This window comes from Halomonas sp. AOP30-A1-24 (genome assembly GCF_052378165.1).
Classification (GTDB): Bacteria; Pseudomonadota; Gammaproteobacteria; order Pseudomonadales; family Halomonadaceae; genus Vreelandella; species Vreelandella citrativorans.
Genome location: NZ_JBQSXL010000053.1, coordinates 1 through 8,671, shown reverse-complemented (window position 1 = coordinate 8,671; position 8,671 = coordinate 1). Strand labels below are relative to the sequence as shown.

The 8,671-nt window shown below is 50.2% G+C and carries 9 protein-coding genes and 1 tRNA gene; 5 read left to right on the top strand and 5 right to left on the bottom strand.

Annotated elements, in window-relative coordinates; genetic code table 11:
- The first annotated feature begins 69 nt into the window (after window positions 1-69).
- Both ACT3TJ_RS17550 and ACT3TJ_RS17545 read left to right on the top strand, forming a co-directional pair.
- Window positions 70-270: a hypothetical protein gene (locus ACT3TJ_RS17550; protein ID WP_444624392.1), complete on the top strand. Its 201-nt coding sequence runs from the start codon at window positions 70-72 to the stop codon at window positions 268-270.
- Between the two features lie 199 nt (window positions 271-469).
- Entirely contained in the window at window positions 470-673 is a 204-nt protein-coding gene (locus tag ACT3TJ_RS17545; protein WP_444622741.1) for a hypothetical protein, read from the top strand.
- 64 nt (window positions 674-737) lie between these two features.
- Here ACT3TJ_RS17545 and ACT3TJ_RS17540 read toward each other — a convergent pair whose 3' ends face one another.
- On the bottom strand, window positions 738-920 hold the full coding sequence (locus ACT3TJ_RS17540) for a hypothetical protein (protein ID WP_172116564.1): 183 nt from the start codon (window positions 918-920) through the stop codon (window positions 738-740).
- A 352-nt stretch (window positions 921-1,272) separates the two neighbouring features.
- On the opposite strand from ACT3TJ_RS17540, the gene ACT3TJ_RS17535 reads away from it, so the two are divergent.
- The 3 genes from ACT3TJ_RS17535 to ACT3TJ_RS17525 all read left to right on the top strand — a co-directional run bounded on the left by ACT3TJ_RS17535 (window position 1,273) and on the right by ACT3TJ_RS17525 (window position 6,362).
- The gene (locus ACT3TJ_RS17535) at window positions 1,273-3,537 is read left to right on the top strand and encodes an FdhF/YdeP family oxidoreductase (protein ID WP_444622740.1); all 2,265 of its coding nucleotides are present in this window, start codon (window positions 1,273-1,275) and stop codon (window positions 3,535-3,537) included.
- 165 nt (window positions 3,538-3,702) lie between these two features.
- Window positions 3,703-5,055, top strand: coding sequence for a H(+)/Cl(-) exchange transporter ClcA (clcA, locus tag ACT3TJ_RS17530; protein ID WP_441679028.1), 1,353 nt, complete (start codon window positions 3,703-3,705; stop codon window positions 5,053-5,055).
- A 65-nt stretch (window positions 5,056-5,120) separates the two neighbouring features.
- Window positions 5,121-6,362 (top strand): ArsB/NhaD family transporter, encoded by a 1,242-nt coding sequence (locus ACT3TJ_RS17525; protein ID WP_172116562.1) that lies wholly within the window; start codon window positions 5,121-5,123, stop codon window positions 6,360-6,362.
- A 128-nt stretch (window positions 6,363-6,490) separates the two neighbouring features.
- On the opposite strand, the gene ACT3TJ_RS17520 is transcribed toward ACT3TJ_RS17525, so the two are convergent.
- From ACT3TJ_RS17520 to ACT3TJ_RS17505, 4 genes are all read right to left on the bottom strand, one after another.
- Window positions 6,491-7,093 carry a hypothetical protein gene (locus ACT3TJ_RS17520; protein WP_172116561.1) on the bottom strand — a complete coding sequence of 201 codons (603 nt, stop codon included), beginning with the start codon at window positions 7,091-7,093 and terminating at the stop codon, window positions 6,491-6,493.
- A gap of 348 nt (window positions 7,094-7,441) precedes the next feature.
- Window positions 7,442-7,518 (bottom strand) — tRNA-Pro (locus ACT3TJ_RS17515).
- A gap of 95 nt (window positions 7,519-7,613) precedes the next feature.
- Window positions 7,614-8,423 (bottom strand): inositol monophosphatase family protein, encoded by an 810-nt coding sequence (locus ACT3TJ_RS17510; protein ID WP_172116560.1) that lies wholly within the window; start codon window positions 8,421-8,423, stop codon window positions 7,614-7,616.
- A 94-nt stretch (window positions 8,424-8,517) separates the two neighbouring features.
- Window positions 8,518-8,671, bottom strand: a 154-nt coding sequence (locus ACT3TJ_RS17505; RefSeq protein WP_444622743.1) for an RcnB family protein, incomplete at its 5' end; no start/stop codon positions are given.

The window sequence follows — 8,671 nt, the reverse complement described above, 5'->3', positions numbered from 1 at the left end:
AAATGAGGACACGCCCTAGTCTGTCTTACCTTTATCAAGGCCGATATTGACCAAGGAAAGGAGCTAGCCATGCAGATGATTAGTCAACTACACGACGGAAAGACAAAAGCCTTTGCAAAACACTGCTTTGAAAGTAGCTCAGCTGAAAAGCTCCGTGCAGCAGCCGAAGGTAAGGCTGATTCGGCTGAAATGAAGCACTGGGGAATAACGGAAGGCCAATGGGAAGAAGCTGTCGCGGCAGCCTTGGCCGATCATGAGGCTGACGAGTAACCTGCTCATTACCTGCTCATTCGTTATGCTTTCCCTAAAAGCCGCTCACGCCATTCGTCGGCGGCTTTTCTATAGCTAAATTAACAAACATTAAAGCTACCTTTAACGCAGCCATTGTGTGATCACAAGCAAACTAAAACGTTTTAACGGAGTCCTAAAAAAAGTAGCGTGAAATAACGACGGCTGATGGAGAAATACCATGTCCATAATGATTGACGATATACTGATGTTGCCAAAAACGGATTTTAATGACGCATTAACTGTCGGCGACGAGCGAGAGCATTTTGGCCTAATTGATAAACGTGATGAATATAAACAGGTGTCGAGAGACGTTCTTATCAAGGTAGTCGCCATTCATGATGACAAGTATGAAGTTAAAGTCATTGACATATTAACACCGTAATACTGGAGTGGCACTGGCAGGGCATATTATTAAGCTCGCCAGTGCCCTTTCTGGCTTTTTTCACTTACTCTTCCACCGATACCCTTCGAAGATCTTCCAGGCGCACATTTTCCGGCAGCTCAGACTCCTTTGCAGGTAACCATACTGGCGACAAATCGCTATCCTCACGTCCATCCTTATGAGTACAACCGGGTATGCGATAAACCACTCGGCTATGATGGTCATCCCACGCAAAAATACGGTCCATACGGCGCTCCTTGAAATGGATAACGCTCAGCAGTGTGCTGAGGCCAAAAGTGTGCAGTTGAGTAACTAGCAAGCCCCGCTCTTTCCATGGCAAAAATCTCTTGGTAGGAAAAGTGACATGTTCGTGTCACCAACCTGTGCAGCCTTCTCACATTTACTTCTTTTTTCGTTCTAATGCGTCCTTGATAGACAAAATCTTTAGCGAGCCACACATAACGCGCTATTGTGGCAAGCAATTTTCCCAAGATAGAAAACAATCGGTTTTGCCGAAAGCATTTGCTAAGCTAACATTAAGAATTAATCTATATTACCAATAATTAAATGCTTTAAAACACACTGGGGGACGAACCAGCATGGCCAAAGGAATCAAGATTTATAATAAACCGGCTGGCGGGTGGGGAGCACTCAAAGCTGTCGCCGAAGCAGTGCGTGAAGAAATGGGGATGAGTACCCATACGCGCGCATTATTGCAAATGAATCAGCCCGATGGCTTTGACTGCCCAGGCTGTGCATGGCCGGATCCCGAACACACATCATCGTTTGAATTTTGCGAAAATGGCGCCAAGGCCGTCACTTGGGAGGCAACATCCAAACGCGTCACGTCAGAATTCTTTGACACACACACTGTTTCAGAACTTTGGGAATGGTCGGATCACCAGCTGGAAAACCAAGGGCGTTTGACGCAGCCTGTACGTTTTGATGCCCAAACTGATCGTTTCGTTCCAGTAAGCTGGGAAGAAGCATTTAGCCGGGCTGCAGACGCTCTGAATAATCTCGACGATCCTACGCAAGCGGAGTTCTATACCTCAGGACGGGCATCCAACGAAGCTGCCTTTCTTTATCAGCTTTTTGCACGTGAATTCGGCTCGAATAATTTTCCCGACTGTTCCAACATGTGTCATGAGCCTACCAGTGTCGGGCTACCAAAATCGATTGGCATCGGCAAAGGGACAGTGACGCTTAATGATTTTGAGCAGGCTGATGCCGTTTTTTGTATAGGACATAACCCTGGAACCAACCACCCACGTATGCTCAGAACACTGGCGGATGTCTCGAAGCGCGGAAAGCCGGTGGTGGTTATTAACCCATTACGTGAACGAGGCCTGGAGCGGTTTCAGGACCCTCAATCGCCCGGTGAAATGCTCACTGATAGCGCAACGGGTATTGATCGCGCTTATTTTCAGGTGAAGGTCGGCGGCGACGTAGCCGTGTTCAAAGGCATTATGAAATCGCTGTTTGATGCTGATACGAAAAACATGAACGCAGGTGGGAGCGGCCTGCTTGATCGCTCTTTTATTGCCGAACACACGGTTGGCTTTGAGGCGTTGAAGTCGGATATTGAAAATACAGACTGGGACACCATTATTCGCCGTTCGGGCCTACCGCGTGAACAAATTGAAGCGCTTACAGACATCTATGCATCTGCCGAGAACGTTATCTTCTGCTATGGCATGGGCATCACGCAACACCGGCATGGGACAGAAGCCATCCAGCAAATGGTCAACCTGCTTCTACTACGCGGAAATATGGGACGCCCCGGTGCTGGAATTTGCCCATTACGGGGCCACTCCAATGTTCAAGGTGATAGAACAGTCGGCATCACAGAGATTCCAAACGAGGCATTTCTGTCGCGGCTAGATAAGGCATTCGGTATTAAAAGCCCTCGTGCCCATGGTCATAATGCCGTCAACGCACTGGCTGCGATGCGTGATGGACGATCAAAGACATTCATCGGTTTGGGCGGTAACTTTGCCGTCGCCATGAGCGATCCCCAAATCGCCTACGATGCCTTCCGCGGCCTTGATCTCAACATCCAGATTGTCACAAAACTCAATAGAACCTGCCTGCTGACAGCACATGAAACCATCATCCTGCCGTGCTTAGGCCGAACCGAGCATGATATCCAGGAAACGGGCCCACAAAGCATCACTGTCGAAGATTCAATGTCGATGGTCCATGCATCAAGGGGTGGCCTAAAATCCGCATCAGATGAACTGCGCTCAGAGCCTGCCATTATTGCAGGCCTCGCCATGGCAGCACTGCCCGAAACGGCCGTCGACTGGAAGGCACTGATTGCCGACTATAACCAGATCCGTGACAAAATTGAGGCTGTGTTTCCTGATTTCTTTGACTTCAATGAGCGTATTCAAAAACCAGGCGGCTTTCGTCTGAGAGTTGGTGCAAGTCAGCGAGAATGGGATACGCCTGACGGCAAAGCGCATTTCCTTGTCATGTCCGGTACAGACGAGGATGACGGACGCGATGATACAGCACTCACTCTGACCACCATACGTAGCCATGATCAATACAATACAACAATATACGGCTTGAATGACCGTTATCGAGGCGTCCACGGCAGGCGTGATGTACTGTTCGCAAACCGTGATGATCTAGCAGACCTGGGGCTCGAAGAAGGTGATGTCGTCGACGTACGGTCAGGAGATCGAATTTTGGCAGGGCTGACACTGGTTGATTATTCGATTTCGCGTGGTTCATTGGCAACGTATTTTCCAGAAGCCAACTGCCTTGTTGGCCTGGATGACAAGGACCACGAAAGCGAGGTCCCTGCTTATAAATCCATTCCCGTCATCATCACAAAAGCAGAGGCTTCACTCTGATCACATGCGCTGTGAGACAGAACCTCTCAGATGGGACTACTGAACTGAATCAAACGGAAATCTGATTTTTTTAAGCTCACTACTTCAGGCATATTCAGCAAGATGCTGGGCACCCAACGGGGAGACAGAGCATGTCTCCCTGAACTATTCAAACTGAGATACTCAATGATGGACGATCCTGTCGAAAATCTAGACAGACCGGGAAATCGTAATGCCCAGATACGCTATGTCACACTTGCCGGAATAACGGGAATATTAACAGGCACGGTCGGCTCGTTTTTCCACCTTTTGATCGACCGTCTCCAGGTTTGGCCACATCTGTTGGCTGAACATATTAGCGGTACTGTGCTCATTATCTCGGCTGCGCTAATCACGATGTGCATTACGGTTCTTTCCGCCTATTTCGTGAACCGCTATGCTCCTGAGGCGCGTGGCAGTGGCGTGCAAGAAATTGAAGGTGCCATGCTGGGCTTAAGAACCGTCCACTGGCGCCGGGTGCTTCCTATCAAGTTCTTCACGGGTGTGGCGGCCATTGCTTCTGGCATGGTCCTTGGACGTGAAGGCCCCACCATTCATATCGGTGCTTCGTTTTCCGCGGCGATCACCGATTTTTTTAAGGTAAGCGAAACTGAGCGGCGCGGCATGCTTGGCGCTGGTGCAGCGGCTGGCTTGGCTTGCGCCTTCAATGCTCCCCTTGCTGCTATTCTTTTCATCATTGAAGAGACACACCGTCAATTTCCTTATACGTTCCGGACGTACATGGGCATTATCGTTGCCGCGCTGCTGGCAACCGTGATGACGCAAGTCATCGGGGGTACAGCGCCCGATTTTTCCATGTTGGTTGCAGCCCCTGAAAATTGGCTGCTACCAGCGTTTGTGGCGCTTGGCTGTCTTCTCGGCGTTCTCGGTGTTGCATTGAATGCAGGCCTTATGCACATGGCGGTACTCGCATCGAGCATCAATGCACGCATCCCCTATCTCTTTCCCGCGCTTGTCGGCTTTGCAGTTGGGGCGCTGCTTATTCTCATGCCGTTATCCGTGACAGGTGGCGAATATGCTCTGACGTTTATTGCTGAGCACAGCCAAGGATTAATGTTTCTTCTGCTATTGGCGATAATGCGCTATTGCACGATGGTTACCAGCTATTCAGCCGGCACACCAGGCGGTATCTTCGCGCCTATGCTGGCTTTATCAATGTGCGTTGGCTTGGCTTTTGGTGGCACCCTTGATGCCTTGGTGCCATCAGCCGGCATCGTCCCACTGGCATTCGGTATAGCGGCGATGGGCGGTCTGTTCTCGGCCTCAGTGCGCGCTCCCGTGGTCGGCGTAGCCCTGACCCTGGAGCTGACAGCTTCCTATACAATGGTTATGCCACTGATAGCCACATGTGTCACTGCCAATATGGTGGCTCAATGGATCGGCGGGCGCCCCATTTATGACCAGTTACTCGAAAAAACATTGGCGCAAGCCGAGATTAACCCGGCAGCCAAAGGGCCCGACAAAACGGGGCTGGCATAAGCTTTTAGACATTAGCACTACTGTCTTTTATACGTAGGCACCAAAATCGTTGGTACGAGGATAAAGTGGATATAACTGTCATCATATTTCTACTGGTCTATCTGGCATTAGCACTCGGCCATCTTCCTGGTTTTCGTGTTGATCGAACGGGCGCTGCCGTCGTTGGTGCTGTCGCCATGATTGGCTTTCAGCGGATTACCGATGAGGCTGCCTGGAATGCAATCGATTATGAAACGGTCGGCTTATTATTCGGGCTAATGATCGTGTCAGGTGCTTTTTCCGTTTCTGGGTTTTACGCATGGCTCGCCAGTAAAGTGGCCTCGATGGATGTCTCTCCTCCGCGCTTGCTTGCGCTGCTGGTAATAACGGGGGCAGGCCTGTCGGCGGTGCTAACGAATGATGTAGTCGTGGTTGCCATGACACCGTTGTTAGTGTCGATAACCCTCTCTCGTGGACTTAACCCAACGCCATTTTTGTTGGCCTTTTGCTTTGCGACCAACACCGGTTCGGTAGCCACTATTATTGGCAGCCCACAAAATATGATTGCAGCCCAAGCGCTGGGCTTATCGTTTACCGGGTTTATGAAAGTTGCACTGGTACCTGCGCTGCTTTCCTTACCACTCGTTTGGGGCGTTGTAGCCCTGCTCTATCGAGGCAACTGGAAGCTTGCGCCGCATAATCCGAGTGTGCCACGTGAGCCACCAGCGCCGATAGCATCAATGGACCGACTAGAAACCCTTAAAGCCGCGATTGTGACTATTGGTGTAATTTCTGCTTTTGTATTTTCAGACTTACCTCGCGAACTTATTGCTCTGTCAGCAGCGGGTATTATTCTGGTGAACCGCCGCTTATCTTCCAAGGAGGTGCTCGGCACGGTTGATGGGAATCTGCTGCTTTTATTGATGGGATTGTTTGTTGTGAATGCAGCCCTCGCACAGACAGGACTACCGCAAAAGATCATCACCGAAATGCAGGCGGCAGGCATCGATTTTTCCGACCCAACAACACTTTTTATTGTCGGCTCAGTCTTAAGTAATGTTATTGGGAATAATCCTGCGGTAATGCTGTTGGCGCCATATTTACAGCATTCAGGGGATGTGGATGCGCTTGGTGCAGCGCTGGCATTGAGTACAGGCTTTTCCAGTAACCTCATCATTTTTGGAAGCCTTGCGGGCATTATTGTGGTTGAGCAGGCGGCAAGTCGCGGCATCACCATTAGCATGCGTGAATTTTGCCGTGCAGGCGTTCCAGTTGCCGCCGCTTGCATAGTGCTAGCACTCGCCTGGATAACACTACTGACCGCGTGATCATGGCTGCTCGTATTTTATAGCGGTCTTCATAGTCTCCGATGCAACACCCACGTTGCCGAGCAATTTATACGAGGCATGGGTATCACCACACGCTATTTCCCGAATATTGACGCCCCGGACGATGGTCAATCGATCACTTCGAACAGGCTGACGATCCAGATCACCTGAAACAGGAGCGCAAATACAACGAACCCCGCCTGATAGCGTTCCGATCGCCAGACCAGCGCCAATATGGTTCCGGCAATCAGCACCGCCTGGCGAACCGGGTAATACCAGCCATAGTGGGCTGCATAATAGTCACCGCCCTTGATCAGGGTGTCGATAACATCGACGACCAAGAGCACTAGCAGCAAAACATAAAAGCTCCGGCTGCGCTTTTGGAAGTAATCACCAAACCCCTGATATTCGCCCATGCGATCCGGAAACAGAACCGCCGACAAGGCTGCAAACAGGCTAGCGTAGAATATCAGGAAGAAATAGATTGCGAAGGACCAGTTCGGGCGATGGGCGAGCGCGAATTCAAACCACCAGAAATGAATGATGAACAGTAGAAGGAATAGCACCCAGCCTAAGTGTATGAGATAAATTTTCTCCCGCCCCGGATGTTGAACGAAACGCGTGAGACCGATAATCAGGCGACTAACGCTGAGCCCCAGCACCATACCTACGATGATGCGGATATGCGTAAAGATTTCTCCGCTGGAAGGAACGTGCGGCAACTCGTTCATGTCACCTCGCGATGCTGCAACTGGATCAACATACGCAGGTTATCAAAACCTGCTTTTTTTGTATTTCTTTCAGAGTCAGACCAATGGATGTTTTCATGCATATATTCCACAAGCCTATTGAGGCTGCAACATCACTTCCCGACGGTATCAGTTCAATTATCCCAGGAGAAGCTCTTTGTTTTAATACAGTGTAATAAAGTTATCTGAATCAAGCCCTTCGCCTAGTGAGATTCCTTTTTCTCTTATGACGCAAGCGGGGTGGAAAACTGACGATATTTTGCCAGAATATTTCCAAGCACAAAAAACGCCGCTCGGCATGACCCGTAAGCGGCGTTTTATCAGTATTCTTGGTCGGAGTGACAGGATTCGAACCTGCGACCTTTGCAACCCCATTGCAACGCGCTACCAAGCTGCGCCACACTCCGATGTCTTGTGCATTTCCCTCAAGACGGTGCGTATACTATCGCTTTATGCGCCAAATGAAAAGTTCTTTTTGCGCTTTCTTTTCAAGTATTTGGCATTAGGCATGGTCTGCATCTAGCAACAGGCGGTGCATCGCGTCATACACGCCGGGCGCAGTCACCAGCAGTTCATTAGGATACAGATCCTCAGGCACGCCTTCTGGAACGGTACCCAAGTGCCCTACGCTTGCCCCAGCTTCCCGGGCAATAACCCAGCCAGCAACAAAGTCCCAAGGCGAAACGCTTTCATAATAAGCACCCAAGCGTCCGCAGGCCACATCACATAAGTCCAACGCTGCTGCTCCATTGCGTCGTACATCTCGACAATGCGCCAGTACTTCATTCAAGCGTGCTAGTAGTTTTTGGCGGGCCTCTTTTTGATAAGGAAAGCCTGTACCTACCAGGGTTTCAGCTAGCCTCGTTACCTTACTGGCCTGGATAGGTTGCTGATTGCAATAAGCGCCCTGTCCTTCTGCCGCACTGAAAGTTTCATCCAGGAAAGGCGCATAGACCACACCCACCTTGGCTACCCCCTCTTCCATCCACCCAATGGACACCGCAACATGCCGTAACCCTTGCGCAAAGTTGACGGTGCCATCAATGGGGTCTACCACCCAAAGTTTAGAAACATCGGCATTTAACGCATGCGCGGGGGATAGTTCTTCACTGAGGAGCGCTTCATCAGGGAAGTAAGTGTTTAATCGTTCTCTTATTAACTGATCGACGGCCACGTCAACATCCGTGACTAACTCATCACCCGCTTTAAGCCGTTGTGAAAATGACTGGTCTGCGCGTGCCTGACGAATAAGCTCTCCTGCCTCATGGGCAATAGAAACGGCTACATCCAGGCGCTCTTTCAATGTATGCATTGCTCTGCTTTTCCTTCTACGCATTGCGAGGACTTTGAGCATAGTCACACAATATGACTTTTTAAGTCACGATGATGCAATAAAAGCAGGAAAATTAACGCAGTGCACCCACCAGAATGTCGACGACTACACGCGTGGCCGCCTCAATCAGCACTACATCAGCGCCTACTCGTTCCCATTCGTAGCCAGGATAGCGCGGCAAATGACCGGCCAATGAGCCGTCAAAGCGCTTTGCGATACCGGGTGGT

What these genes read in the sequence shown, in the direction of transcription:
- ACT3TJ_RS17550 (WP_444624392.1), top strand. Translation starts at nt 70, where the DNA reads ATGCAGATGATTAGTCAACTACACGACGGAAAGACAAAAGCCTTTGCA.
- ACT3TJ_RS17545 (WP_444622741.1), top strand. Translation starts at nt 470, where the DNA reads ATGTCCATAATGATTGACGATATACTGATGTTGCCAAAAACGGATTTT.
- ACT3TJ_RS17540 (WP_172116564.1), bottom strand. Translation starts at nt 920, where the DNA reads ATGGACCGTATTTTTGCGTGGGATGACCATCATAGCCGAGTGGTTTAT.
- ACT3TJ_RS17535 (WP_444622740.1), top strand. Translation starts at nt 1,273, where the DNA reads ATGGCCAAAGGAATCAAGATTTATAATAAACCGGCTGGCGGGTGGGGA.
- clcA (WP_441679028.1), top strand. Translation starts at nt 3,703, where the DNA reads ATGATGGACGATCCTGTCGAAAATCTAGACAGACCGGGAAATCGTAAT.
- ACT3TJ_RS17520 (WP_172116561.1), bottom strand. Translation starts at nt 7,093, where the DNA reads ATGAACGAGTTGCCGCACGTTCCTTCCAGCGGAGAAATCTTTACGCAT.
- ACT3TJ_RS17510 (WP_172116560.1), bottom strand. Translation starts at nt 8,423, where the DNA reads ATGCATACATTGAAAGAGCGCCTGGATGTAGCCGTTTCTATTGCCCAT.